Here is a 26,305-nt window from a genome sequence, read left to right on the forward strand (position 1 = left end):
CATGGCGGCACAGGTCGGCATCGCTCCCATCAAGCAGCGAGGCGTTGCCACGCTGGGCGGAACGGAAAAGGTCGCGGCGCTCCTGCTGGCCATGGGCCGGCAGGCGGCCGCGAGCGTGCTCGCGCAGTTCGAGCCGCAGGATATCCGCATCGTGACCAAGGCCGCGGCCGAGCTGCGGCCGATCACCGCGCAGGAGCTGGAGGCGATCGTCGAGGAGTTCGCCCAGCAGTTCTCGATGGGCGCCAACATTCTCGGCACGCTCGGCGGCCTCGAGGCCGTGCTTGGCGACGTGCTTCCCGCCGACCAGGTCTCGCAGATCATGTCGGACCTGCTTGGCAATTCGAGCCGGTCGGTGTGGGACCGCGTCTCGTCCGTGTCGGAAAACTCGCTCGCGAGCTACCTCTCCAAGGAGCATCCGCAGACCGCGGCGCTCATCCTGTCCAAGGTCAAGCCGGCCTGTGCGGCCAAGGTCATGAGCCAGTTGCCATCGAGCCTGCGCAACGAGCTGATGCGGCGCGTGCTCAGCCTCAAGCCGATTGCCGACGATGCCATGAGGGTCCTCGAGAAGACGTTGCACGAGGATCTGACGCTGAACTTCGCCCGCAACCTCGGCGCGGACACCTATGCCCGCGTCGCCGACATCATCAACAAGATGGAGCGCGGCCACATCGAGGACATGCTGAAGAGCCTGTCGGAGAAGCGGCCGAAATCGGCCGAAGTGCTGAAGGAGCTGCTGTTCACCTTCGACGACGTGATCCACCTGACGCCGAAGGCGCGCACCATGATCTTTGATCAGGTGCCGACCGATCGCATCGTCGTCGCACTGAAGGGGACCGACAAGAACTTCCGCGAGCTGATCCTGTCCTCGGTCGCATCGCGCGTCCGCCGCGTCGTCGAGCACGAGCTCGCCATCGGCGAGCCGTCGAACCAGCGCGACGTGCTGGAGGCGCGGCGCGTGATCACCGATCTCGCGCTCGACCTCGCGGAGAAGGGCGAAATCGAGCTCAACCCCGAGCAGGAGGATGAGCTGGTCTTCCGCTGACCGCTGAACGGGCATGGCAGAAACATCCGATCAGGAGAGCAAGACAGAAGAGCCGACCGAGAAGAAAGTCCGCGATGCGCTCGAAGAGGGCAAAATTCCGGTCTCTCGGGAGGCTTCCATCTTCGCGTCGATGGCGGCGCTGATGGTGATCCAGATGTTCCTGATCGGTCAGGGCGTGCAGCAATTGACGCCGACCCTGAAGAACCTCCTCGACGATCCCGAGGGCTTCCCGCTCGGCACCGGGGCGGACGCGCAGAACCTCCTCACCGTAGTGGGACTCGAGGCGCTGCGATTCCTGGTGCCGCTGGTGGTCGTCCTGCTCGTGTTCGGGCTGGCATCGTCGCTGCTGCAAAACGCGCCCAGCCTGGTGCTCCAGCGCATCATGCCGGACCTTTCGCGAATCTCCCCGATCAGCGGCTGGAACCGGCTGTTCGGAACGCAGGGCTTCGTCGAGTTCGCCAAGTCGCTGTTCAAGCTCGCCTCGGTGACCGCCGTCGTCGCCTTCGTGCTGCGCTCGTCCGAAGCAAGGGCGTTCGAGGCGATGTACACCGATCCGGTCGCGCTGCCGGAGATGATTCTCAACATCGCGATGCGGATCGTCTCGGCGATCTGCATCGCGACCATCGTCCTGGTCGCGATCGATCTCGCCTGGGCGCGCTTCCACTGGCGGCGTCAGCTGCGCATGACCCGGCAGGAAATCAAGGACGAGCACAAGCAGACCGAAGGCGACCCGCTGATCAAGGCGCGCCTGCGCTCGCTGGCGCGCGACCGCTCGCGACAGCGGATGATCTCCTCCGCATCGCGCGCGACGCTGGTGATCGCGAACCCGACGCACTTTGCGATCGCGCTGCGCTACAACCGCGAGGAAAACCCGGCACCGCTCGTGGTGGCCAAGGGCATGGACGTGATCGCGCTGAAGATCCGCGAAGTCGCCGAGCAGAACAGAATCCCCGTGATCGAGAACAAGGCGCTGGCGCGCGCGCTCTACGAAGCCGTTCAGGTCGATCAGGTGATTCCGGCCGAGTTCTTCCGGCCCGTCGCGGAGATCATCTACTTCCTCCAGTCGAAGCAGACGACGCGGCCCGAGAAGGTCCAGTAGATTTCCGAGGACGGCGTCTCGTCCATCAGCCTGGGGAAAGCTTGCAGCCCTAAGCTTCTTCCCGAATGGACCAGAATGGGACTGCCGTGGGACCGCTTTATCTCTTCGAACTCGCATCATCGCAGGCACGCTGGCTCGAGCTTCGTCAGTCGACCATCGCCACCAATGTCGCCAACGCCAATACGCCGGGCTTCAAGGCGCGCGACGTCGAGCCGTTCAACAAGGTGCTCGACGGAATGCCGGTCCGGCTCGCGACGACGTCGCCGACGCACATGCAGCTTTCCCCGGCCGAGACCGACACGCGTGCGACCGCCAAGAAGGACAGCTGGGAAGTGGTCCACTCCGGCAATTCCGTCAGCCTCGAGCAGGAAATGATCAAGGGTAGCGACGTCAACCGCGACTACTCGATGAACTCGGCGGTCGTGCGGTCGTTCCACCGCATGCTGCTGTCGAGCACGAAGACCTGAGGTGAATTGACATGCTGGACTCACTGAGCGCCTCCCTGACGGTCGCGAGTTCGGGGCTCGAAGCGCAGTCGACGCGCATGCGCATCGTCTCGGAAAACCTCGCCAACGCGACGTCGACGGGGCGGACCGCCGGCGCCGATCCGTATCAGCGCAAGACGATCACCTTCGACGCCGCGCTTGACCGCGCCTCGGGCGCGCAGCTCGCGAAAGTCAAGGAGGTCGGCGTCGACACCACGCCGTACCGCGTCGAGTACGATCCGGGGCATCCCGCCGCCGACAAGTCCGGCTACGTCAAGCTGCCGAACGTCAACATGATGATCGAGATGGCCGACATGCGGGAAGTCAACCGGTCCTATGAGGCCAATCTCCAGGTCGTGAAACAGGTGAGGTCGATGCTGGGCATGACCATCGACCTTCTGAGGAGCTGACAATGCTTGAGGCAATTTCGTCCACGGCGATCTCCGCAGGCCAGGCGGCGAGCCGCGCAACCGAGACGCAGGCGATCTCGCCCGCGGCGCCGACCGCGATCCAGTCCGGCGGCGACGTCGGCTTCGATTCGGTGATGAAGCAGGTGACGACGGACGCGATCGGCACGCTGAAGGCGGGCGAGGCGGCGTCGATCTCGGCGATGCAGGGCAAGGAATCGACGCGGCGCGTCGTCGAGGCGCTGATGTCGGCCGAGCAGGCCTTGCAGACGGCGGTCGCGGTTCGCGACAAGGTCGTGCAGGCCTACCAAGAAGTCGTTCGTATGTCGATTTGATCTGAAGGAGTCACATTGTGAAATCGCTTGCCATTGCGGCCACGGGCATGAATGCCCAGCAGACCAATATCGAAGTCATCGCCAACAACATCGCCAACATCAACTCGACGTCGTACAAGCGGGCACGCGCGGAGTTCACCGATCTGTTCTACCAGATGGACCGCATGCAGGGCGTCGCGAACGTCAACGGCTCGTCGCCGATCCCGGAAGGCGCCAATCTCGGCCTCGGCGTCAAGTCGGCGGCGATCCGCAAGCTGCACATCCAGGGCGCACTCACCCAGACCGGCAATCCCTACGACCTCGCGATCAACGGCCGCGGCTGGTTCCAGGTGCTGGGCCCGAACAACGAGGTGCAATACACCCGCGCGGGTTCGTTCAACACCAATGCCAACAGCCAGCTCGTCACCACCGACGGCTACCTGCTGGATCCCGCGATCACGATCCCGCAGGGGACGGTCGAGGTCACGGTCAACCAGACCGGACAGGTGTTCGCCAAGCTGGACACCGAAGTCAACGCGCGTCAGATCGGTCAGCTCAACCTCGCCAACTTCGCCAACGAGGCGGGCCTCGAGCCGCTGGGCAGTAATCTCTATCGCGAGACCACGGCGTCCGGCACGCCGGTCGTCGGACTGCCGGGCGATGCCGGCTACGGCAAGATCAACCAGAAATACCTCGAGGCCTCGAACGTCGATCCCGTCAAGGAAATCACCGAGCTGATATCGGCGCAGCGCGCCTACGAAATGAATGCCAAGGTCATCCAGGCCTCGGATGAAATGGCCTCGACCGTATCGAAGGGCCTTCGCTAGTTCCGGTGTGTCCATGTTGAACAGGGTGGGCCTGATCGTGCGCGGGTTGGCCGCCGTGCTGCTGGTTCTCGTCTCGGCGCGCGTCGCTGCGGCCGAGGAGAAGCGGCTTCCCGTGCCGGCCGTGTCGATCCGCGCCGGCGAGCTGATCCGGGACGACATGATCACGGAGCGCGCCTTCGCGCCGAACCTGCTCGGCGTCGCCATGTTCATCGAAGGACGACAGGTCCTGGTCGGCCGCATGGCCCGGCGCGCACTGCTGCCGGGCCAGCCCATCCCGACCAACTCGGTGGAAGATCCCTGGACCGTCGCCCGCGGCGCCATGGTCAAGGTCGTCGTCGAAGACAGCGGCCTGTCGATCGTCACCTACGGCTCGGCGATGCAATCCGGCGCCGCCGGCGCGCTGATCCCTGTGCGAAACACCGACACCGGCGTGATCATCAGGGGCGTCGTCCAGCCGGACGGCACCGTCAAGGTCGTGGACGGATCATGACCAGGCTCCTGCTTGCGCTCGTCCTTATCGTTTCCGCCGCCAGCGCCCAGGCCGCCGTCCGCATCAAGGACATCGCGGACATCAAGGGACTGCGCGAAAACCAGATCGTCGGCTACGGCCTCGTCATCGGTCTGAACGGCACCGGCGACACGCTTCGCAATGCTCCGTTCACGGAGCAGTCCCTGCAATCGATGCTCGAGAACATGGGCATCAATGTCAGGAACGAGACCACGAGCACCACCAACCCCGCGCGTCCGACCACCCTGCGCACGCGCAACGTCGCGGCCGTGATGGTGACCGCGGACCTGCAACCTTCGATCGGGGCGGGCGAGCGGATGGACGTGACGGTGTCGTCGCTCGGCGATGCGACCTCGCTGCTCGGCGGCACGCTGGTGATGACCTCGCTGCGCGCGGCGGACGGCGCGGTCTATGCGGTGGCACAAGGCGCGGTCACGGTCGCCGGCTACAGCGTGGGAGGCCAGGCGCAGAACGTCAGCCAGGGCACCCCGACCGCGGGCCGCATTCCGAACGGCGCGCTGGTCGAGCGAGAGGTGCAGGGAAGCCTCCACGAGATGGAATTCCTGGTGCTGGAGCTCAAGAACCCGGACTTCGTCACGGCAACGCGCATCCTCGACGCGATCAACCGCTACGCCGGCGGCCGCTATCGCGCGCAGATCGCCTTCGAGCGCGACTACCGCACCATCGTCTTGTCGAAGCCGCGCCATATCGGTCCGGTCCGCTTCCTCGCCGAAATCGGCGAGCTGACGGTCGAGCCGGACACGCCGGCGCGGGTGGTGATCAACGAGCGCACCGGCACGGTGGTGATCGGACGGGACGTGCGGATATCGACGGTTGCGGTGACGCACGGCAATCTGACGGTCCGCGTCACGGAGATGCCCGTGGTGTCGCAGCCGGCGCCGTTCTCGCGCGGGCAGACGGTGGTCGTTCCGCAGACCGTGGTCGAGGCCAACGAGGCCGGATCGCAGGTGGCGATCCTGAGCGGCGTCGATCTCCAGCGCCTGGTGCGCGGGCTGAACCAGATCGGCCTCAAGCCATCAGGCATCATCGCGATCCTCCAGGCGATCAAGACGGCCGGTGCGCTCCAGGCCGATGTCATCGTCCAATGATGCATAAGCGTCGTGCAAGCTTGGTCGCTCAATGCTGAGGTCTCGACCGAGAATCGCACGCGGCCCGATGCTGAAGCTGGATCACAAAGCCAAACTCCTCCTCCTGGTCGCGGCCGCGGCGCTCGCGGGCGCCTCGCCCGTGCTGGCGCTGGACGAGGCCAAGTCGTCGAAGCCGCTCAACCTGCTCTCCTTCGCGCGCGCCCGCGCACCCGGACCGCAGAAGCCGCGCACGCCGATCCCGGGCGACAACGCGTCCATCCGGGCGACCGCGTGGGCGGCCGAAGATGGCGGACCGGCGATCACCGGTGCGGTGCCGGCTTCCGAGACGGCTGCACCGGCAGCGGCGCCAGCGCCTGCACCCGCGCCCGTACGTCCGGCCAAGTCCGGCAGTGTCACGGCGCCGCCAAAGCCCGCACCGCCGCAGGCCGCTGCGGCCGCGGACAACGAGATCGCCCTGTTCTGCAGCAACGTGGCTGATCCCGCCGTGGATGCGAGATTGGCCTGGCAGCTCAAGGAGCTGGAGAAGGCCGAGACCCAGCTCCGCGAGCGGATCGCCGAGGTCGAGGCCAAACGCGCCGAATACGAGAAGTGGATGGCGCTGCGCGACGACTTCCTGAAGAAGGCCGAGGCGCAGGTCGTCGAGATCTACTCGCGCATGAAGCCGGATGCTGCCGCCACCCAGATCGCCGGCATGGCGGACGAGACCGCCGCCGCCGTGCTCGCCAAGCTCAGCCCGAGGAGCTCGAGCGCGATCTTCAACGAGATGGATACGGCGCGCGCCGCGCACCTCGCCGACCTGCTCGGCGGAATGCGCCGCGTGGATGACGGAAAGACCAAATAGATGAAGAATCTGATCCTCATCCTGCCGCTCTTGATGCTTGCCGGATGCGTCGGTGATCCGGCGGAAGTCCTGACCGGTCCGCGATTGTCGCCGGTCGGGAGCGGCCTGAGGACGCAGGCCGACCCGATCCCGGTGACGCCGCGCATGCGCACGCCGGTCAGCTATCGCTCAACCTGGGACGACGGCACCGATCTCTACCGCGATCCCCGTGCCAGGCGCACCGGCGACGTCGTGACGGTGATCATCTCGATGCAGGACAAGGCCAAGCTCGACAACAAGACCGGCCGCTCGCGCGATTCGCAGATCAAGTTCGGGCTCGACTGGCTGATGGACGTCGCAGGATGGGCCGACAAGGGCCAGACCACCGCCAACCTCAGCACCAACACCCAGATCAAGGGCAACGGCCAGATCGACCGCACCGAGGACATCAAGCTGTCCATCGCCGCCATCGTCACCGACGTGTTGCCGAACGGCAATATGATGATCAGCGGCTCGCAGGAATTCAAGGTCAACACCGAGATGCGCGTGCTCAATGTCGGCGGCATCGTGCGTCCGCGCGATATCTCGCGCACCAACACGATCTCCTACGAGAAGATCGCGGAGGCGCGTGTATCCTATGGTGGTCGCGGAAATCTGTCGGACGTGCAGCAGCCTGGATGGGGACATCGGATCTATGACGCCGTGGCACCGTTCTGAGGTTCGCGCCGGCCGGGCCGCGTCGCGAGGGCAGGGGACGTGATGCGCCTGATTGCCGCCATCGTGGCGCTGACCCTGGTCGCGATCGGTGCCGGTGCCCTTGCCGGCCTGCATCTGTTTGCGGCCGCCGAGCGCGTCGCCGACGCGAAGAAGAGCGCCACGCCGCCGCCGCTTGCGTCGAGCTACACCGGCAGCGCGCGGCTTCGAAAACTGTCCCCGATCGTGACCAATCTCGGCGCGCCCGCCAACAACTGGGCCCGTGTCGAGGCCTCCATGGTGACCGAGAGCATGAGCGACGAGGACGCCGGCATCCTGGCCGCCCATATCAGCGAAGACATCGTCACCTATCTGCGGTCGGCCTCGGTCACGCAGTTCGAGGGATCGCGCGGGCTCCAGCATCTGCGCGACGACCTCGCCGAACGCGCCAATGTCCGCTCATCGGGCAAGGTGCGCGAATTGATCATTGAGACGTTGGTGATCCAGTGAAATTGAGAGTCCTGCTGCTCGCGTTGATTCTGGCGGTGCCGTCCGAGATGGCGTTCGCCCAGATTCCGGACCTCAACTCGCTGCTGCCGCCCGGAAACGGCTCGACCAGCGGCCGCATCATCCAGCTGATGGCGCTGATCACGGTGCTGTCGGTGGCGCCGGGACTACTCATCATGGTGACGAGCTTCACGCGGTTTGCGGTGGCGCTGTCGTTCCTGCGCTCCGGCCTCGGCCTCCAGACCACGCCAGCCAATCTGGTGCTGGTCAGCCTCGCGCTATTCATGACGTTCTACGTGATGGCGCCGACCTTCGACCGCGCCTGGGAGACCGGCGTCCAGCCTCTCATGAAGAACGAGATCTCGGAGGAAGAGGCTTATCTGAAGATCACCGATCCGTTCCGCGAGTTCATGCTGGCGCATGTCCGCGACAAGGATCTCCAGACCTTCGAGGCGCTCGCCGCGGAGAGCTTCCGCAAGAAGTTCGACGACAAGCGCATCGATTTGCGCGTCATCATTCCGGCCTTCATGATCTCCGAGCTCAGGCGTTCGTTCGAGATCGGATTCCTCATCATGCTGCCGTTCCTCGTCATCGACATGATCGTGGCGACGCTGACCATGTCGATGGGCATGATGATGATGCCGCCGACGATCCTCGCGCTGCCGTTCAAGATGCTGTTCTTCGTGCTGATCGACGGCTGGAATCTGCTGGCCTCCGGACTGGTACGGTCGTTCTCGTAAGAGCCGCGATTGCCGGCCGGCCGGTTATGGTTAGCGAGAAGTGCTGGTCTATGGTTAGCGGAGGGTAATGTTAACCATCTGATATTGCTGCGAAATTCAAGCCGATCTTAATCTCGGCGCAAGATTCGACGTGCTAGCAATGCGTCACGGCGGGTTGGACCCCACCCACATCAGTCCAAAGGCATGATGCCGCCCCTCCGTACCGGTGCAAGCCCGGTATGTCCCCTCGTGAAATGTAACGCGTACATATAGGGACATTCGCAATGTCAAGCCTGCTTACGAACTCGACCGCCATGACCGCGCTCCAGACCCTCCGGTCTGTCAGCTCGCAGCTCTCCACCACGCAGAACCGCATCTCGACCGGCCAGCGCGTCTCGACCGCTTCGGACAACGCCGCCTACTGGTCGATCGCGACGTCGATGCGCTCCGACAACGCCGCGCTCTCGGCGGTCTCCGACTCGCTCGGTCTGTCGGCCGCGACCGTCGACACCGAATACACCGCTCTGAACACGGCTATCGGCGATAGCACCTCCGGTCTGACCAAGCTCCAGGCACTGCTGGTCGAAGCCAAGACCGCCGGTGTGGATCGCACCAAGATCCAGGCAGACGTCACGCAGATCCAGCAGCAGCTGAAGTCTACAGCCGGTGCGGCGACCTTCAACGGCATCAACTGGCTGAGCATCGACACCTCGACCTCGTCCACGGCCACGCCGACGAGCTTCAACCTCGTGTCGTCGTACTCGCGCGTCGGCGGTACGCCCACCATCGGCTCCATCACGGTGACGACCGCCAATTACGCGCTCTATACCACCGGCGGCGCAACCAAGACCGGCATCCTGGACACGGTGACCGGCACCGGCTCGACCGCTGCGTCGATCGACACGATCAGCATCGGCGCGCTGACCGACTCGGCGGCTGATCAGACCACGCTCGATGGCTACATCGCGCAGGTCACCACCGCAATCAACTCGGTGGCATCGGCCGCCGCCAATCTCGGTGCCGTCAAGAACCGCATCTCGACCAACACGGAATTCGTCAAGTCCCTGATGGACTCCGTGGACCGCGGTATCGGCCAGCTCGTCGACGCCGACATGAACCAGGAGTCCACCCGCCTGGCGGCCCTCCAGGTCCAGCAGCAGCTCGGTGTGCAGGCGCTCTCGATCGCCAACAACAGCAGCCAGAGCATCCTGTCGCTGTTCCGCTAAACCTCAACTCATCCGGGGGGCCGCGCTTCTCGTGAAGCGCGGCCCTTTTCATGTCTGGCGTGACGCCGCGTCCACGCCATGATCCTGCCGAGCTGTTGCAGCCGGGTCACAGAGCCACAAGCCTCGCACAAGCTTCGGCGGGTAACCTCTCCGCTACGACAGGTTGGGCCCCTCACCCGCATTTCCGCGGCCCAAAGGCATGACGCCGCCCTGTCGTACCGGTGCAAGCCCGGTATGTCCCCAAAACTCAATTCAATCTTCAAAGGGACATCAAAATGGGTTCAAGTCTGCTTACCAACTCGTCTGCAATGACCGCGCTGCAGACCCTCCGCAACGTCAGCACGCAGCTCGCGACCACGCAGAACCGGATCTCGACCGGCCAGCGCGTCTCGACCGCTTCGGACAACGCCGCCTATTGGTCGATCGCGACGTCGATGCGCTCCGACAACGCCGCGCTCTCTGCGGTCTCCGACTCGCTCGGTCTGTCGGCCGCGACCGTCGACACCGAATATACCGCCCTGACCTCGGTCATCGGCGATAGCAGCTCCGGCCTGACCAAGCTCCAGGCGCTGCTTGTCGAAGCCAAGACCGCCGGCATCGACCGCACCAAGATCCAGGCTGACATCACCCAGATCCAGCAGGACATGAAGCTCAAGGCCGGCTCGGCGACGTTCAACGGAATCAACTGGCTGAGCATCGACACCTCGACCTCGTCCACGGCCACGCCGACGAGCTTCAACCTCGTGTCGTCGTACTCGCGTGTCGGCGGTACGCCCACCATCGGCTCCATCACCGTGACGACCGCCAATTACGCGCTCTACACCACCGGCGGCGCAACCAAGACCGGCATCCTGGATACGGTGGTCGGCACCGGCTCAACCGCTGCGGCGATCGACACGATCAGCATCAGCGCGCTCACCGACTCGGCGACTGACCAGACCACGCTCAATAGCTACATCACGCAGGTCACCACCGCGATCAACTCGGTGGCATCGGCCGCCGCCAATCTCGGTGCCGTCAAGAACCGCATCGCGACCAACACGGAATTCGTCAAGACCTTGATGGACTCCGTCGACCGCGGTGTCGGCCAGCTCGTCGACGCCGACATGAATGCGGAATCGACGCGACTGCAGGCGCTACAGACCCAGCAGCAGCTCGGTGTGCAGGCGCTCTCGATCGCCAACCAGAACAGCCAGAGCATCCTGACGCTGTTCCGCTAAGTCGCGGCTTCGAAAACGACCGTGCTCCCTCGGGAGCACGGTCTCCGCCATGAACGGCGGATATGGCGGCACACGACGTGCCCGCAATCGATCTCCTGACGCCAGATTTCAAGCAACACGCCGTAGCCGATCGCGCTGCGATGCGTCCGGCCGTGCACCTGTTGCCGATACGCGCGATTGCGTCACTCGGTCTCCTGTAAAATTGCAACGCCTCGCCTGCGAACCGACACATTCGCGTTCTCGCGCAACCTTCAGACAAGGTTGGCAGCGGAGTGTCCCATATGTTCGCATTGGTACGAGGTCATATGCTCAGTCGTGCGCAGATACAGCAACTGCTCAACAATCTGCTGGAGCTTGGGCCGCGACGCCTGATGGCCTTGGGACTGATCGGCTTTGCCGTTCTCGTTACCGTCGTCGGCGGCGCCTATTATCTGAGCCGGCCTGAATTCGAAACGCTCTATACCGGCCTCTCCCGCGAAGACGTGACGCGCATGGGCGCGGCGCTGCGCGAGCAGAATATTGCCTTCGACGTCAATACGGCCGGAGACGCGGTCTCGGTGCGCCCGAGCCAGACCATGCAGGCGCGGATGCTGCTCGCCGAGAAGGGGCTGCCGACCAGCGCCAATTCCGGCTACGAGCTGTTCGACAAGATCGGCTCGCTCGGCCTGACCTCGTTCATGCAGGAAGTCACGAAGCTGCGCGCGCTCGAAGGCGAGATCGCGCGCACGGTGCAGTTGATGAAGGGTGTGAAGGCGGCGCGGGTGCATATCGTGATGCCGGTGCGCGGCTCGTTCCGCGCGACGCAACAGCCGCCTTCGGCCTCGGTCGTGCTGCGCACCGACGGCGCGATCGAGGCGCGCACGGCGCAGTCGATCCGTCATCTCGTCGCGGCCGCCATCCCCGGCATGAGCCGTGACAAGGTGACGGTGCTGGACGCCGACGGTTCGATGCTGCTGGCCGAGGAGGACGAAGCCACCGCTGCCCCGACCAAGATGGCGAGCCTCCAGAAGACGGTCGGCGGGATGGTGCAGGAGAACATCCGCAAGGCGCTGACGCCGTATCTGGGCCTCGACAATTTCGAGGTCAGCGTCGCGCCGCAGCTCTCCACCGACAAGCGGCAGGTCAACGAGACCGTCTACGATCCCGAGAGCCGCGCCGAGCGTTCCGTCCGTAACGTGCGCGAGAAGGAGTCGTCGCAGAACGCGGACCGTTCGACGCCGACCACGGTGCAGCAGAACCTTCCCGACCAGCAGGTCAACGGCGGCGGTACCAAGAACTCCAGCGAAGACAAGACCCGCCGCGAGGACGTCACCAACTTCGAGGTGTCGTCCAAGACCACGACGACGGTGAGCGACGGCTATTCGGTCAAGAAGCTCTTCATCGCCGTGCTGGTCAACCGCGCGCGCCTCGTCGCCGATCTCGGCGACAAGAGCAACCAGGCCATCGTCGACAGCAAGCTCGCCGAGATCAGCCAGCTCGCGGCGACCGCCGGCGGACTGGACAAGCAGCGCGGCGACCAGATCCAGGTCACGGCCGTCGACTTCATCGAAGGCTCGCGCGAGCTCGCGCCGGTGCCGCCGATCAGCTTCGTCGAGATGATCAACAAGCAGCTCGGCAGCGTCATCAACGCGGTGACGATCCTGGCCGTGGCGTCGATGCTGGTCTGGTTCGGCCTTCGCCCCGCGGTCAACGGCATTCTGACCCACCGCGCGGCGCAGGAGCAGACCGAGGCGGCGGAGGCTGCCGAGCTCGAAGCTGCCACGGCCCTCGCATTGGCCGAGAGTCAGGACCCCGAGCTCAACCTCGTCGAGGACCTCGAAGGCAAGATGCAGCGCACGCCGCAGAAGCGGCTGGAGCAGATCGTCCGGCTCGATCAGATGCAGGCAGCAGCGATCCTTAAAGACTGGATGCGACGCGAGGAGGCGGCATGAACGCGGCAATCGGAAAACTCCTGACGCAGTTCGACGCGAACGGCCGGGTCAAGTCGCCGCCGCCGCCTCCGCCGCCCAAGATCGCGGACGTGCTGACCAGGCAGAAGGAGGTCCGGCGCGAGCCGCAACCTCAACCGCAGCCTCCGGCCCATTCGCAGCCGCAGCTTCAGTCGCCGCCTCCGGCGCCCGCGACGGAAGCCCCGCCGGTCAATCTGCTGGACGATGCCTATCGGCGCGGCCATGCCGCCGGCGTTGCGGAAGGCGATGCCAGGGTTGCCGAGGAACGGGTGCGCAGCGCGATCCGGCTCGGCGAGGAGCGGGCCAAATGGTCCGACCAGCAGGCGGTCGCGATCGTGAGCGGTTTCGAGACGGCTTGCCGCGAGATCGAGACCAACATTGCGAGCTCCGTTGCCCGAATATTGCTGCCGTTCCTCGCCGATGCGGTCCGCGACAAGGCGATCGGGTCGCTGGTCGAACACATCGCGGCGCTGACCGGCAATTCGCCGGTGCCGGTGTTCAAGATCACCGGACCGAGCGAATTGCTTGACCTGGTGAAGACGCAGCTCGAGAAGGCCCGGCGAACGGGTATCGAGTACGAGGCCGCCGAGACTTTCGAGGTCCGCGTCGTAGCCGACCAGACCGTGATCGAGACGAAGATCGCGGCCTGGAGCGAGCGCCTGAACGAGGCGCGCCGGTAGCCCGCCATGGAGGAGGTCAAGCAAGAGCTCGTGATCGTCCGCCGGCGCAGCGCCTTCGCCGAGGAGGCGCATCACGGTGGGGTATGGAAGATCGCCTATGCGGACTTCATGACCGCGATGATGGCGTTCTTTCTGGTCATGTGGCTGCTCAACGCGCTCAACCAGGACCAGAAGCAGGTGGTTGCGAGCTATTTCAACCCGATCAAGCTCGCGGAGAACGCACCAGCCCCGAAGGGTCTCAAGGATCTCTCCAAGAAGGAGCCGACTTCGTTCGATGGCCAGGACGGCAAGCGTCAACCGGCTGGGCCGAGCGAGGAGCGGCGCGGTGACTCCCCGACCGCCGAGAAACCGCCCTTCTACGAAGAGAAGGTGCTGTTCCGCGATCCCTATGCGACGCTTGCCGAGATCGCCAATAGCGCGAACCAGGCCTCGGGCCAGCGCCGCGCCGGCGCGCTGACGTCCGCGGAAGAGGATGGCTTCAAGGGCGGCGACGCCTACCGCGATCCCTTTGATCCCGGCTATTGGAAGCTGGCGCCGCAGGCGTCCAAGGATTCGGATCGCTTCATCGAGAGCGAGCCCAAGCCGAATGCGTCCGCGCGCGACAACGCGACCGGGACGGGCCAGGGCGAGCCGCAGGCGCGCCGAGCCAAAGCGGATGATGCCGGCGGAAGCGTGGCGCCGAACGCCGATGCGTCGTCCGCAAGCCTGTCGCCCCTGCTGCCGCCGGGGCCTGCGCCGTCGCCGACTTCGCGCGACGGCAGCGCGCAGGCGAACGCGCAGCCGGGTGCTCAGGCCAGCGCCGCTGCGCAAGGGCGTCCCGGCGATACGTCGAAGGATTCCGAACCGCGCGACGCCGCGCAAACGCAGCAGCCGACCGTCAAGCAGCTTCAGTCCGCGATCGCGGATGCGCTGTCGGACATCAAGGCGGGTGCGGGACCGGTCGCCGAGGTGCGTCAGGTCGAGGAAGGTCTGCTGGTCAGCCTGACCGACGATGCGAGCTTCGGCATGTTCGCGGTCGGCTCGGCCGAACCGCGGCCCGAGCTCATCCGCGTGATCGACAAGATCGGGCCGCTGCTGATGAAACGCCAGGGCATGATCATCGTCCGCGGCCATACCGACAATCGGCCGTACAAGTCGGAAACTTACGACAATTGGCGGCTGTCGACCGCGCGTGCGCAGATGGCCTATTACATGCTGGTCCGCTCCGGCGTCGATGCGCAGCGGATCGAGCATGTCGAAGGCTACGCCGACCGGCGGCCGAAACTTCCGAACGACCCGGCGGCCGCGCAGAACCGCCGGATCGAGATCCTAATCAGGGAGAAGCGCCCTTGATCAGGCCGCTCCTCCGTGCCGCCCTGCTGGTGCTGCTGCCGTTCGCGGCGGCACGCGCGCTGGCCGATCCGGCGCCGGCTCCGGCGTCGACATCGGGCGAACCCTATGAGCTCGTGCGCGCATTGCAGGCCGTGCAGGACGGCATCGCCAACGGCGACACCGCGGCGCATGGCGGCCACATCGCGCTGATCCGGCAGATCGGCGAGAAATTTCTCGCCGCCGATGCGAGCGTGTGGAGCAATCCGCAGAACAGCCAGGCCGTCGTCATCTATCTGCTCAGCGGCGGCGCCCCGCAACTGGTCCGCAAGCTGCCGCGCGACAAGATGAACGTCGACGGACGGCTGTTCGACGGCGCGCTCGCCTATGTCGAGGGCCGCCAGGACGAAGCGCGCGAGCTGCTCAAGGACGTCAAGCCCAGGACGATTCCGTCGGGTCTGGGCGGACAGGTCGCGCTGGTCCAGGGCGCGCTGTTCGCACGCACCGAGGCCTCGCTCGCGATCGAGCGTCTGGACGACGCGCGCCTGCTCCTGCCCGGCACGCTGGTGGAGGAGGCGGCGCTGCGGCGCGAGATCCTGCTGGTCGGGCAGGCCGAGGATTTCGACAAGTTCGAGTTCCTGACGCTGGCCTATATCCGCCATTACCGCAACTCGATCTATGCCGGCGATTTCTGGCAGCGCTTCTCCACGGGCCTGACGCAATCGAGCCTCGCCCTCGACGAGCGCCGCTTTGCGCGCATCGTCACCATGCTGGAGCAGATCGATCGCAGTAGCCGCCTCAAGCTCTATCTCGTCATCGCGCGCAGTGCCATGGTCCGTGGACGGATGGCCGTGACCCGGCTCGCCGGCGAGCGGGCGCTGGCGCTCAGCGCCGATGCCTCGGCGGAGCGCGAGCGTGCACATTTCTTCCGTGGCGCCTCGCGGGTGCTCATCGACGAATATGACGGCGGTCTCGCCGAGCTGAAGGCGCTCGACCGGTCGAAGCTGCCCGAGCGCGACGTTCCCCTGCTGAATGCAACGGTCCAGCTCGCGCTCGATGTCCACAAACCGTTCGCGGGCGGACCTGCCGCCACCGCCGACAAGCCTCCGGCCACGCCGGCGCGTCTCGATCTCGCCGCATCGACGGCGACTCTCGCGCGTGCGCGGAAGGAGCTCGGCGAACTCGAACTTCTCACCAGGGATCGCCGCCCATGACCAAGCTCAGCGGAACCGCCGGACAGGTTTTTTCGGGGCTCGCCGAGAGCCTCAATATGCGCGGGACGTCGCGCTCGACGAAGAGCGCCGGAACGAAATCGCAGGCGGATTCGTCGTTCAACGATCTGCTCCACACCGTCTCGAACCTGGCCAAGCGGGCGCTCAAAGATGAGGGCGGCGATACGACCGTGAAGGCCGGAACGCTGCGCACGCACCTGGTGCATCCGGCCGGGGAGGACGAGGCGGTGCACGAACGCACCGAGGCGGCCGACGAGACCAAGTCCAGTCACAAGTCGTCCGACCAGAAGACCGACCAGTCGTCGGAGACGCAAAATCCGGTCGACCAGGCCGCGAAGGCGGACGTTTCGAGCCGGCCGAGCATTCCTGCGATCGTCGGACAGGAGCTCGCCGCCGTGCCGGCCGTGAAGCTGCAGGTGCAGTCACCGGCGGGAGACAGGAAGGACGCGTCGGCGCGCGACGAGCGCTCCTCCACGACAAAGGGCGAGGTTCAGGCTACGGGCATGGCGAAGGTCGCCACCGCCGATTCCGCGCCGCCCTCTGCCGGCCCGACAGGCACGCGCTCACAGGCCGCGGCTGCGCAGGCGGCGGCAACCGCGCCGCAGGGCAACGAGAGTTCGTCAAAGGCTATGCCCGCGGCGCCGGGCTTCGAGGCCGTCACGGCCAATGTCGAACGCGCCGTCAAGGCTTCGGCCCGGGACGCATTGCCCGAGGCGACCAAGGTCACCGTGGTCCAGCAGGAGACCCACCTGCCCCCGGCGCAGTTCAACGCGCCGCAACAGGTCGCCAACGCGGTGGTCGCCGAGCTGAAGGAATCCTCGGCACCGGCGGCGTCCGTGGCACCCGATCTCGCGACGTCCCAGACCAATGCGCCGGACCAGCCGCTCAAGATTCTGACCGTCAACCTCGAGCCACCGGCGCTCGGCAATGTCACCGTGCGCCTCCGCCTCGTCGGCTCGGAGGTCTCCATCCATCTCGCGGCCGAACGCAAGGACACGAGCCAGATGCTGGACCAGCAGCGCGACTCGATCCGCGAGCTGATGCAGTCGGCCGGCTACGTCGCCGACGTCGCCCCCGTCCAGCACGGCTCGCTGGACGGATTCCAGAGCGGCTCCGGCCAGTCGCAGCCGCAGCTCTCGGGCCAGCAACAGCCCTCGTCACAGTCGCAAGGCTCGTTCGACGGCGCCGGCACGTCGTCGGGACAATCGGACGGCGATGCGAGACAGGCCCGGCAGGAGCGCCAGTCCAACCAGGAGACGCGTCATGACCAGGACGTGGCGCCGCAGATTCGTCGCGGCCCTGTTTATCTGTAACGCGGGCGCCGCCGAGGCGGCCGCCGACAGCGCGCGCCCCTGCGAGCGCGAGATGGCGCGCGCGGCCCAGCAGCACGGGATTCCGCTCGGCATTCTCTATGCGGTCGGCCTCACCGAGACCGGACGGCGCGGCGCGCTCCATCCTTACGCGCTCGGCGCCGACGGCCAGACCGTGTTCGCCAAGGACATGAACGATGCGATCGCGAATTTCGAGGCGATGCGAAGCAAGGGCATCAAACTGATCGACCTCGGCTGCATGCAGATCAACCACTATTATCACGGCGACAAGTTCGCCTCGGTGCGGGTGATGTTCGATCCTGCCCGGAACGTCGACTACGCCGCGCGCTTCCTGAAAGAACTGAAGCAGCGCGAGGGAAGCTGGACCATGGCGGTCGCCCGCTACAACGCAGGCCCGAACAACCAGCCGGCGCAGAAGCGCTATGTCTGTCACATCGTCGCCCATCTCGTCTCGAGCGGCTTCGGCGCGTGGACCGACAAGGCACGCTCCTTCTGTCAGCCGAAGACAACCTGACAACATGAAGTTGTGCATGGTTCCCGATCATCAGCCCCGCGCAAGCAAGAACCCTCATTGTAGTTGCAACCTACCAAAGGAGCCCAATTTATGAGCCTGTATGGTGTTATGCGCACCGGCGTTTCGGGCATGTCTGCACAGTCCAACAAGCTGTCGACGGTCTCGGACAACATCGCGAACGTCAACACGACCGGTTACAAGCGGGCCTCCACCGAATTCTCCTCGCTGATCCTGAAGAGCGGTTCGGGCAATTACGATTCCGGCGCCGTCGAGACGACCGTTCGCTACGCCATCAGCGACCAGGGACATACGCAGTTCACCACGTCGACCACGGACCTCGCCGTCCAGGGCAACGGCTTCTTCGTGGTGTCGAACGCCAACAATACGGAGCAGTTTCTGACGCGAGCCGGCTCGTTCGTACCGGACGCCCAGGGCAATCTGGTCAACGCGGCGGGCTTCTACCTTCTGGGACAGCCCGGCCTCGTGACCAATTTCTCGCAGAACAGCCTCGCGGGAATGCAGATCGTGAACGTCGCGCAGGTCTCGCAGGTGCCCGTGCCGTCGACGGCGGGAACGCTCACGACCGGCAATCTGGATCCGACAGCGGCTGTCATTGCCGGTCCGCCGGGTCCGGCGTCATATTCATCCAAAAGCTCGATCGTGGCCTACAACAATATCGGCCAGGCCGTTACGCTTGACGTCTATATGTCCCACACTGCGACGGCGGCCGGCTCGGACACCTGGCAGGTTCAGGTCTATGACTCCGCGACGGCTACCTCGCTCGCTGCCGCCACCACTTTCACCTTCGATACCACGGCGACCGGAAAAGGTGCGCTGGCCGCCGCGAGCCCGACGGGTCTCACCGTAACCGTCCCCGGCGGCGCGGCACTGACCATGGACCTGTCGAACATGACGCAGGTCGGCACCGACTTCAGCTTCAAGGCCACCGTCAATGGCAGCGTTCCCGCGGCCATCGACAAGGTCAATGTCGACGAGGCGGGTCACGTGACAGCCACCCTCAAGAACGGGCAGCAACTGACGCTCTACACGATCATGCTCGCCGACGTCGCGAGCCCGGACAATCTGACGCCTGAGCCAGGCAACGTCTTTTCGACCAACATGAATTCCGGCAATGCGCAGGCCGCGAATGCCGGCACCGGCGGGCTCGGTACGATCCAGTCCAGCGCCCTGGAAGATTCCAACGTCGATCTCGCGGACGAGCTCACCGGGATGATCGAGGCGCAGCGCGGCTTCACGGCGAACTCGAAAACGTTCCAGACCGGCTCCGACCTTCTGGACGTCGTCGTCAACCTGAAGCGCTGAATCCTCAAGCGCTCATCCCGGGCCAGAGCAAATCATGTCCCTTACCGCCGCTCTCGACTCCGCCCGCGCTTCGCTCATGGCGTCGGGCATCCAGTCGTCGACCATCTCGCGCAACATCGCCGGCGCCGGCACCGCCGGCTATTCGCGCAAGATCGCCGTGCTGGACAATCTCCCCGGGGCCGGCGTCTATGTGGCGGCGATCCAGCGTGCCGCCAGCTCGGGTCTCTACAACAACGTCTTGGTCGCGACCTCGTCGTCGGCCAAGCAGAACGCGATCTATGACGGGCTCCAGAAGATTGCATCTGCCACGGTGGACGATCCGGAGCTCGACCAGTCGCCGACGGCGCAGCTCAATGCGCTGAAGCAGGCGCTCCAGCAATATGCCAACGCTCCGGACAATACTACGCTGGCGCAGGCGGCGGTCACGTCCGCCAAGGACATGGCGACCGCGCTCAATCAGGCGACCCTGACCGTTCAGTCGGTTCGTGAGGGCGCGGATGCCGACATGAAAACGTCGGTTCAAAACATCAATCAGCTGCTCTCCCAGTTCCAGACCGTGAACACCGAGATCGTGAAAGGGACGATCTCCGGCGACGACATCACCGACTATCTCGATCAGCGCGACAGCATTGTCTCGCAGTTGTCGCAGGAGCTCGGCGTCTCCATGTCGCTCCGACCTAACGGCGACGCGGCGCTCTACACCGACAGCGGCGTCGTGCTGTTCGACAAGACGGCGCGAACGGTCAGCTTCACGGCGACCAACGTCTACACGGCCGGCACCACGGGCAATGCGGTCTATATCGACGGCGTGCCGGTGACCGGCGCCAATTCCGTGATGCCGCTGAAGTCGGGCAAGCTCGCGGGCCTCGCTCAGCTGCGCGACCAGGACGCGGTCACCTATCAGAGTCAGCTCGACGAAATCGCGCGCGGCCTGATCAATACATTCAGGGAGAGTGATCAGTCCGCCGCGGCGCTGCCGGACGTGCCCGGCCTCTTCACTTATCCCGGCGCGCCGGCGATGCCGGCGAGCGCCACCGTCTCGGTCGGCCTGGCCGGGCTGATCAGTGTCGCGGCATCGGTCGATCCGGCACAGGGCGGCAACCCAAATCTGCTGCGCGACGGCGCGATCAGCGGTAACGTTGCATACCAATACAACACCGCCGGGAACGGCGGCTACTCGACCCGGTTGCAGCAGCTCATCGGCGGCATGGATGCGTCGCAGCCGTTCGATGCAACCACGCAAGGCAAGCCGAGTGGCAGCTTGATCGACTTCGCGTCGTCGTCGACGAGCTGGATCGAAAACCAGCGCAAGACCGCGGACTCCAACGTCACCTACCAGAAAACGCTGCTCGACCGCAGCACCGCGGCGCTGTCCAACGTCAGCGGCGTCAACATGGACGACGAGATGTCCTTGATGCTTCAGGTCGAGCGCACCTATTCGGCCTCGTCGAAGATCATCTCGACCGTCGACGAAATGTTGCAGAGCCTGCTGGCCGCCGTGGGGAATTAAGCCATGATGAGCGCGAACTACATCTCGACCTTGATGCTGTCGTCGTCGTTGAGGTCCTCGATCACGAACAACCAGGCTGCGCTGAGCAAGGCGTCGAAGGAGGCCACCACCAGCCGCTTCGCCGATGTTGGCCTCGAGCTTGGTGCCACGACGGGAGGCGACCTCACCCTGCGGGCGGACTGGAGCTTCGCCGATCAGCTCGTCGATACCAACGGGCTCGTCTCGGGACGCCTCGACACGACGCAAAACCGGATCACCCAGCTCACCACGACCGCAACGGACTTCCTCAAGGACCTGATCGCGGCCCGCAGCACCGACGGCGGCGGGCGGGTCATTCTGCCGCCTGCGTCCTCCAACCTCCAGGATCTGATCGGCGCGCTGAACGTCTCCTACAACGGCTCGTATCTTTTCTCGGGCATCAACACGCAGAACACGCCGATCACGGCCTACACCGCGGGCTCGGCCAGCAAGAACCAGGTCGACGCCGATTTCCTTGCGGCCTTCGGCTTCTCGCAATCCTCAGCGAGCGTCAGCAGCATTACCCCGGCCCAGATGCAGACCTTTCTCAACACCACCTTCGACGCAGAGTTCGCGAGCCCGGCCTGGAACACCAACTGGTCATCGGCCACCGACCAGGTCATGCAAAGCCGTATTTCCACGACCGAGATCGCCGATACGTCCGTTAGCGCCAACCAGACCGGCTTCCGCAGGCTCGCCGAAGCCTACACCATGATGGCGGATCTCGGGAACGCGAAACTGAGCCAAGAGACGTTCCAGGTCGTCGTTGACAAGGCCATCGGCCTCGTTGGTAACGCCATCACGGATCTTGCTACGCTCGGCGGCAGCGTCGGCACGGTCCAGCAGCGGCTCACCTCCGCAACCGACAAGCTCAAGGCGCAGCAGGACATTCTCAACAATCAGATCGTCGGTATGGAGAAGGTCGATCCGGCGGAAGCCGCGGTCCGGGTCAACACCCTGCAGACCCAGATCCAGACGGCGCTGGCGCTGACCTCGCAGCTCCAGAAGATCAGCCTCATCAACTACCTCTGAGCCAAGCTCATTTGCAAGGTTCGCACCCTTTGTCTTGTTATCCAGTTTCCTGCGCAGAGTGGTCCGCATGACGTTTGAAGCCTATGAAGCGGTCGTTGACGAGAGCGGCTATGAGGCCAGAGGCCGCGAGCGACAGGCGCTCAGCCTCGGCATCGACCGGCTCGAGCGGATCCAGAAGGGGCGCTTCAGTTTCGAGGATCTGGTCGAGAGCCTGCTCTATGTGCGCCGGCTGTGGACGATCTTCATCGAGGATCTCGCGCACCCGGAAAACGGACTCCCGGACAAGCTGCGCGCCGACATCATCTCGATTGGCTTGTGGGTCGTCAAGGAGGCGGATCGCCTTCGCGAAGAGAGGTCGAGCGACGTGACGCAGCTCATCGAAATCAACCGCCTGATCCGAGACGCTCTTTAATGAAGATCTCCTTGCGGGCGGGCGAACGGATCTACATCAACGGGGCAGTGCTGCGCGTGGACCGCAAGGTCTCCGTCGAGCTCGTCAACGACGTGATGTTTCTGCTCGAAGGGCAGATCATGCAGGCCTCCGACGCCACCACGGCGATGCGGCAGCTCTATTTCATCGTCCAGCTCATGCTGATGAACCCGACCGATGTCCGCGATGCCGCGGCGCTCTACGGCCAGCACCACGCGGCCCTGGTCGCGGTGTGCGAAAGCCGCGAGATGCTGGAAGGGCTTGTCGCGATCGACGAGATGGTCGTGGCAACCCGTTACTTCGAGGCGCTCAAGCGGATCCGGGCGCTGTTCCCGGTGGAGCAGGCCATCCTGGCCGGCGTCGCCACCAACATCCCATTCGAGGCTGCCTGACAGCGGAGAGGCTACATGAACGTCACCAGCGCGACCGACAGCACCAGCACGTCGTCCAGTTCGACCAGCTCTACGACGTCCACGTCGAGCAACAGCGTCGACTACAATACCTTTCTTCAGCTTCTCGTCGCCGAGATGAAGAACCAGGATCCGACCAATCCGATGGATACCTCGCAATATATGAGCCAGTTCGCCCAGCTCTCGACGGTCGAGCAGGCCATGCAGACCAACACCAAGCTGGATGCGCTGCTGTCTTCGCAATCGCTGTCGCAGGCCGACGGGCTGATCGGAAAGACCGTCAGCTTCACCGACTCGACCGGTGCGACCTTCTCCGGCAAGGTCAAGTCGATCTCCATCAACAGCGACGGTTCCGTCGCGACCCTCGAGAACGGCACGAAAGTCGCGGTCGGGCCAGGGCTCACGATCAGCCAGTCATGAACGAGCGGGACGCCCTTGACATCGTCCAGGCGGCGATCTGGACCATCATCGTCGCCTCCGGGCCTGCTGTCGGGGCGGCGATGCTGGTCGGCACCATCATTGCACTGATCCAGGCCTTGACCCAGATCCAGGAGGTCACGCTGACCTTCGTTCCGAAGATCATCGTCATTCTCGTGGTCGTCGCCATCTCCGGCTCCTTCATCGGTGCGCATCTCTCCACCTTCACCGAGATGGTCTATTCGCATATCGAGCGCGGCTTCTGAGCCGCGAGGCCCCGGCCACCACCCTCGCGTAAGCTTTACGCGGCAGATTACCGGGCGGACCCTCTGCCGGTGACCCATGGCCGATACGTTAGCTGCTAGCCTGCCAAACCCGCGACGACTCGGGGCGGATGCCTTTTTTGCGGGCGGCATCGTGGCCATGCTCACGATCCTGTTCCTGCCGATACCGCCGATCCTGATCGATCTCGGCCTCGCCTTCTCGATCGCGCTGTCGGCGCTGATCCTGATGGTCGCGCTGTGGATCCAGCGGCCGCTCGACTTCTCCGCCTTCCCGACCGTGCTGCTGATCGCAACGATCCTGCGGCTGGCGCTCAACGTCGCGACCACCCGCCTGATCCTGTCGCGCGGCGGGGAGGGCGAGCAGGCCGCGGGCCACGTCGTCGCCGGCTTCTCGAAATTCGTCATGGGCGGCGACTTCGTCATCGGCCTGATCATCTTCGCGATCCTGGTCACGGTGAATTTCGTGGTGATCACCAAGGGCGCGACCCGTATCGCGGAAGTCGGCGCCCGCTTCACCCTGGACGCCATCCCCGGCAAGCAGATGGCGATCGACGCGGACCTGTCGGCGGGCCTCATCGATGACAAGGAAGCCCAGCGCCGGCGCCGCGAGCTCGAAGAGGAGAGCGCATTCTTCGGCGCCATGGACGGTGCCTCGAAGTTCGTCCGCGGCGATGCCATCGCCGGCCTGATCATCACCGCGATCAACATCTTCGGCGGCATCATCATCGGCGTCACCCATCACGGGCTGACGCTGTCGCGCGCCGCCGACGTCTATACGAAGCTCTCCGTCGGCGACGGTCTGGTGTCGCAGATGCCGGCGCTGATCGTGTCGCTGTCGGCGGGCCTGCTGGTCTCCAAGGGCGGCACCAGGGGCTCGGCGGAGCAGGCCGTGCTGCGGCAGCTCAGCGGCTATCCGCGCGCCGTGTCGGCCGCCGCATTGATGATGTTCGTGCTCGCCCTCATGCCGGGGCTGCCGATGGCGCCATTCGTGCTGCTCGGCGGCGTCATGGCCTTCGTCGGTTACACGCTGCCCAGGCGGCAGGCGGCGCGGGAGCGGAAAGAGGATGCGCGCAAGGCCGACGAACGCACCCAGGCCGAGGCCAAGGAATCCGTCAAGGAATCGCTCAAGACCGCGGAGATCGAGCTGGCGCTCGGCGGCCACCTTTCGGTCCATCTGTTGGGCTCGCGCACCGAGCTTGCCCATCGCGTGGCCAAGATCCGCAAGAAGTTTGCCAAGCAGTACGGCTTCGTCGTTCCCGAGATCAAGCTCACCGACAACCTGTCGATCGATCCCAAGGGATACCAGATCCGGATCCACGACACCCGCGTCGCGCATGGCGAGCTCAGGCTCGGCGAGGTGCTGGTGTTGGTCGACAAGGACGGTAAGCCGGACGTGCCCGGCGAGGAGGTGATCGAACCCGCCTTCGGCATGAAGGCGCTGTGGGTGACGGAAGCCTTCACCGACGAAGTCAGGCGGCAGGGCTGCAAGCCGGTCGACAATCTGTCGGTGCTGCTCACGCATCTGAGCGAGGTGATCAGGGCGAACCTCGCCCAGCTCCTGTCCTACAAGGACATGCGCGCGCTACTCGACCGGCTCGATCCCGAATATAAGCGCCTGATCGAGGATCTCTGCCCGTCACAGATCTCCTATTCGGGCCTGCTGTCGATCCTGAAGATCCTGCTGGCCGAGCGCGTGTCGATCCGCAATCTTCATCTGATCCTCGAGGCGATCGCCGAGATCGCGCCCCATGTGCGGCGCTCCGAACAGGTCGCAGAACATGTCCGCACGCGTCTTGCCCAGCAGATCTGCGGCGACCTCTCCGACAACGGAGTGCTCAACGTGGTCCGCCTCGGCAATCGCTGGGATCTCGCCTTCCACCAGAGCCTGAAGCGCGACCCCAAGGGGGACGTCGTCGAATTTGACGCCGATCCGCGCCTGATCGAGCAGTTCGCGACGGAAGCCAGCGCCGCGATCCGCAAGTTCACCGAGAACGGCACCAGCGTGGTGCTGGCGGTGACCCCGGAAGCCCGTCCCTATGTCCGGATGATCCTGGAACGGGTGTTCCCGACACTGCCGGTCCTGTCGCATGTGGAGGTGGCGCGCAGCGCCGAGATCAGGGCGCTCGGAGCCATATCGTGATCAGCAACCTCGCCGACAGCGTGTTGGTGACGTTCATCGTGTTTTGCCGCATCGGTGCCTGCCTGATGTTCGTGCCCGGCTATTCCAGCGTCAACGTTCCCGCCCAGGTCCGCCTGTTCATCGCGCTTGTCACGACGTTTGCATTGACGCCGATCCTGATCGCGGTCCTGAAACCTCTGACGGACAACGCGGCGCCGCTGACGCTGGCACTCCTGATCGGCTCCGAGATCCTGGTCGGAAGCGTCATCGGCCTCGGCGGGCGCGTGTTCTTCCTCGCGCTCCAGACCATGGCGACCGTGATGGCCAGTGCGATCGGGCTGAGCAACATCCCGGGCACGCCGATCGGCGACACCGATCCGGCGCCGGCCCTGGTGCCGCTGATCATGGCGTCCGTCACCACGCTGTTCTTCATGACCGACCAGCACTGGCAGGTGCTGCGCGGGCTGATGAACTCCTACGACGTCTGGCATCCCGGCGACAGGCTCGGCGGCAGCATGGCGCTCGACCAGCTCGTCGGCCGCCTGTCGGAAGCGTTCGTGCTGACGCTGCGGATCACCAGCCCGTTCATCGTCTATTCGGTCATCGTCAATTTGGCGGTCGGCCTGATCAACAAGCTGACGCCGGCGATTCCCGTCTACTTCATCTCCGTGCCCTTCGTGCTGTTCGGCGGCTTCCTGCTGCTCTACCTCACCAGCGACGAGCTCTTGACGCAATTCATGCTCGGCGTCTCGTCCTGGCTGGCGGAATGACC

At 65.0% G+C, this 26,305-nt stretch carries 29 protein-coding genes; all 29 read left to right on the forward strand.

The window, feature by feature from the left end; all coding sequences use genetic code 11:
* The first annotated feature begins 1 nt into the window (after position 1).
* Positions 2-1,042 (forward strand): flagellar motor switch protein FliG, encoded by a 1,041-nt coding sequence (locus XI09_RS39485; protein ID WP_092184643.1) that lies wholly within the window; start codon positions 2-4, stop codon positions 1,040-1,042.
* A 13-nt stretch (positions 1,043-1,055) separates the two neighbouring features.
* Positions 1,056-2,141 carry a flagellar biosynthesis protein FlhB gene (flhB, locus tag XI09_RS39490; RefSeq protein ID WP_271571731.1) on the forward strand — a complete coding sequence of 362 codons (1,086 nt, stop codon included), beginning with the start codon at positions 1,056-1,058 and terminating at the stop codon, positions 2,139-2,141.
* Positions 2,142-2,206: 65 nt separating this feature from the next.
* The gene (flgB, locus tag XI09_RS39495; protein WP_092184647.1) at positions 2,207-2,608 is read left to right on the forward strand and encodes a flagellar basal body rod protein FlgB; all 402 of its coding nucleotides are present in this window, start codon (positions 2,207-2,209) and stop codon (positions 2,606-2,608) included.
* An 11-nt stretch (positions 2,609-2,619) separates the two neighbouring features.
* Positions 2,620-3,036, forward strand: a complete 417-nt coding sequence (gene flgC / locus XI09_RS39500) for a flagellar basal body rod protein FlgC (RefSeq protein WP_027546108.1) — start codon at positions 2,620-2,622, stop codon at positions 3,034-3,036.
* A 2-nt stretch (positions 3,037-3,038) separates the two neighbouring features.
* The gene (locus tag XI09_RS39505) at positions 3,039-3,368 is read left to right on the forward strand and encodes a flagellar hook-basal body complex protein FliE (RefSeq protein WP_027546109.1); all 330 of its coding nucleotides are present in this window, start codon (positions 3,039-3,041) and stop codon (positions 3,366-3,368) included.
* Between the two features lie 17 nt (positions 3,369-3,385).
* Positions 3,386-4,174, forward strand: coding sequence for a flagellar basal-body rod protein FlgG (gene flgG / locus XI09_RS39510; RefSeq protein WP_271571732.1), 789 nt, complete (start codon positions 3,386-3,388; stop codon positions 4,172-4,174).
* Positions 4,175-4,187: 13 nt separating this feature from the next.
* Entirely contained in the window at positions 4,188-4,664 is a 477-nt protein-coding gene (flgA, locus tag XI09_RS39515) for a flagellar basal body P-ring formation chaperone FlgA (protein ID WP_198033806.1), read from the forward strand.
* Positions 4,661-5,791: a flagellar basal body P-ring protein FlgI gene (flgI, locus tag XI09_RS39520; protein WP_027546111.1), complete on the forward strand. Its 1,131-nt coding sequence runs from the start codon at positions 4,661-4,663 to the stop codon at positions 5,789-5,791. The genes flgA and flgI overlap by 4 nt, the downstream gene beginning before the upstream one ends.
* A 67-nt stretch (positions 5,792-5,858) precedes the next feature.
* Complete coding sequence (locus tag XI09_RS39525) at positions 5,859-6,632, forward strand: hypothetical protein (RefSeq protein ID WP_271571733.1); 774 nt, start codon at positions 5,859-5,861, stop codon at positions 6,630-6,632.
* The gene (gene flgH, locus XI09_RS39530) at positions 6,633-7,328 is read left to right on the forward strand and encodes a flagellar basal body L-ring protein FlgH (RefSeq protein WP_271571734.1); all 696 of its coding nucleotides are present in this window, start codon (positions 6,633-6,635) and stop codon (positions 7,326-7,328) included. It abuts the gene before it with no gap.
* A gap of 42 nt (positions 7,329-7,370) precedes the next feature.
* Complete coding sequence (locus XI09_RS39535; RefSeq protein ID WP_271571735.1) at positions 7,371-7,814, forward strand: flagellar basal body-associated FliL family protein; 444 nt, start codon at positions 7,371-7,373, stop codon at positions 7,812-7,814.
* Positions 7,811-8,551: a flagellar type III secretion system pore protein FliP gene (fliP, locus tag XI09_RS39540; RefSeq protein ID WP_271571736.1), complete on the forward strand. Its 741-nt coding sequence runs from the start codon at positions 7,811-7,813 to the stop codon at positions 8,549-8,551. The genes XI09_RS39535 and fliP overlap by 4 nt, the downstream gene beginning before the upstream one ends.
* Positions 8,552-8,814: 263 nt before the next feature.
* A complete protein-coding gene (locus tag XI09_RS39545; RefSeq protein WP_271571737.1) occupies positions 8,815-9,756 on the forward strand; it encodes a flagellin N-terminal helical domain-containing protein in 942 nt (313 codons plus the stop codon).
* A 275-nt stretch (positions 9,757-10,031) separates the two neighbouring features.
* Entirely contained in the window at positions 10,032-10,976 is a 945-nt protein-coding gene (locus XI09_RS39550; protein WP_271571738.1) for a flagellin N-terminal helical domain-containing protein, read from the forward strand.
* Positions 10,977-11,281: 305 nt separating this feature from the next.
* Positions 11,282-12,907, forward strand: coding sequence for a flagellar basal-body MS-ring/collar protein FliF (gene fliF / locus XI09_RS39555; protein ID WP_177234168.1), 1,626 nt, complete (start codon positions 11,282-11,284; stop codon positions 12,905-12,907).
* A complete protein-coding gene (locus XI09_RS39560) occupies positions 12,904-13,605 on the forward strand; it encodes a hypothetical protein (protein ID WP_271571739.1) in 702 nt (233 codons plus the stop codon). The genes fliF and XI09_RS39560 overlap by 4 nt, the downstream gene beginning before the upstream one ends.
* A 6-nt stretch (positions 13,606-13,611) precedes the next feature.
* Entirely contained in the window at positions 13,612-14,937 is a 1,326-nt protein-coding gene (locus XI09_RS39565) for a MotB family protein (protein WP_271571740.1), read from the forward strand.
* A complete protein-coding gene (locus XI09_RS39570; RefSeq protein WP_271571741.1) occupies positions 14,934-16,127 on the forward strand; it encodes a chemotaxis protein in 1,194 nt (397 codons plus the stop codon). The genes XI09_RS39565 and XI09_RS39570 overlap by 4 nt, the downstream gene beginning before the upstream one ends.
* Positions 16,124-17,458 carry a flagellar hook-length control protein FliK gene (gene fliK, locus XI09_RS39575; RefSeq protein ID WP_271571742.1) on the forward strand — a complete coding sequence of 445 codons (1,335 nt, stop codon included), beginning with the start codon at positions 16,124-16,126 and terminating at the stop codon, positions 17,456-17,458. Before XI09_RS39570 ends, fliK begins: the two co-directional genes overlap by 4 nt.
* A complete protein-coding gene (locus tag XI09_RS39580) occupies positions 17,409-17,990 on the forward strand; it encodes a transglycosylase SLT domain-containing protein (protein ID WP_271571743.1) in 582 nt (193 codons plus the stop codon). The genes fliK and XI09_RS39580 overlap by 50 nt, the downstream gene beginning before the upstream one ends.
* Positions 17,991-18,080: 90 nt before the next feature.
* Positions 18,081-19,313 carry a flagellar hook protein FlgE gene (locus tag XI09_RS39585; RefSeq protein WP_271571744.1) on the forward strand — a complete coding sequence of 411 codons (1,233 nt, stop codon included), beginning with the start codon at positions 18,081-18,083 and terminating at the stop codon, positions 19,311-19,313.
* Between the two features lie 34 nt (positions 19,314-19,347).
* The gene (gene flgK / locus XI09_RS39590; RefSeq protein WP_271571745.1) at positions 19,348-20,823 is read left to right on the forward strand and encodes a flagellar hook-associated protein FlgK; all 1,476 of its coding nucleotides are present in this window, start codon (positions 19,348-19,350) and stop codon (positions 20,821-20,823) included.
* A gap of 3 nt (positions 20,824-20,826) precedes the next feature.
* Complete coding sequence (locus tag XI09_RS39595; protein WP_271571746.1) at positions 20,827-21,873, forward strand: flagellar hook-associated family protein; 1,047 nt, start codon at positions 20,827-20,829, stop codon at positions 21,871-21,873.
* A gap of 67 nt (positions 21,874-21,940) precedes the next feature.
* Positions 21,941-22,285, forward strand: a complete 345-nt coding sequence (flaF, locus tag XI09_RS39600; RefSeq protein ID WP_271571747.1) for a flagellar biosynthesis regulator FlaF — start codon at positions 21,941-21,943, stop codon at positions 22,283-22,285.
* Entirely contained in the window at positions 22,285-22,695 is a 411-nt protein-coding gene (gene flbT / locus XI09_RS39605) for a flagellar biosynthesis repressor FlbT (protein WP_271571748.1), read from the forward strand. The genes flaF and flbT overlap by 1 nt, the downstream gene beginning before the upstream one ends.
* 15 nt (positions 22,696-22,710) lie before the next feature.
* Positions 22,711-23,133: a flagellar hook assembly protein FlgD gene (flgD, locus tag XI09_RS39610; RefSeq protein ID WP_271571749.1), complete on the forward strand. Its 423-nt coding sequence runs from the start codon at positions 22,711-22,713 to the stop codon at positions 23,131-23,133.
* Positions 23,130-23,396, forward strand: coding sequence for a flagellar biosynthesis protein FliQ (gene fliQ, locus XI09_RS39615; RefSeq protein WP_008130649.1), 267 nt, complete (start codon positions 23,130-23,132; stop codon positions 23,394-23,396). The genes flgD and fliQ overlap by 4 nt, the downstream gene beginning before the upstream one ends.
* Before the next feature lie 76 nt (positions 23,397-23,472).
* Complete coding sequence (gene flhA / locus XI09_RS39620; protein ID WP_271571750.1) at positions 23,473-25,554, forward strand: flagellar biosynthesis protein FlhA; 2,082 nt, start codon at positions 23,473-23,475, stop codon at positions 25,552-25,554.
* Positions 25,551-26,303, forward strand: coding sequence for a flagellar biosynthesis protein FliR (fliR, locus tag XI09_RS39625; protein WP_271571751.1), 753 nt, complete (start codon positions 25,551-25,553; stop codon positions 26,301-26,303). The genes flhA and fliR overlap by 4 nt, the downstream gene beginning before the upstream one ends.
* Positions 26,304-26,305: the final 2 nt, after the last annotated feature.

Origin of the sequence: Bradyrhizobium sp. CCBAU 11386, assembly GCF_028128955.1 — a bacterium.
GTDB lineage: Bacteria > Pseudomonadota > Alphaproteobacteria > Rhizobiales > Xanthobacteraceae > Bradyrhizobium.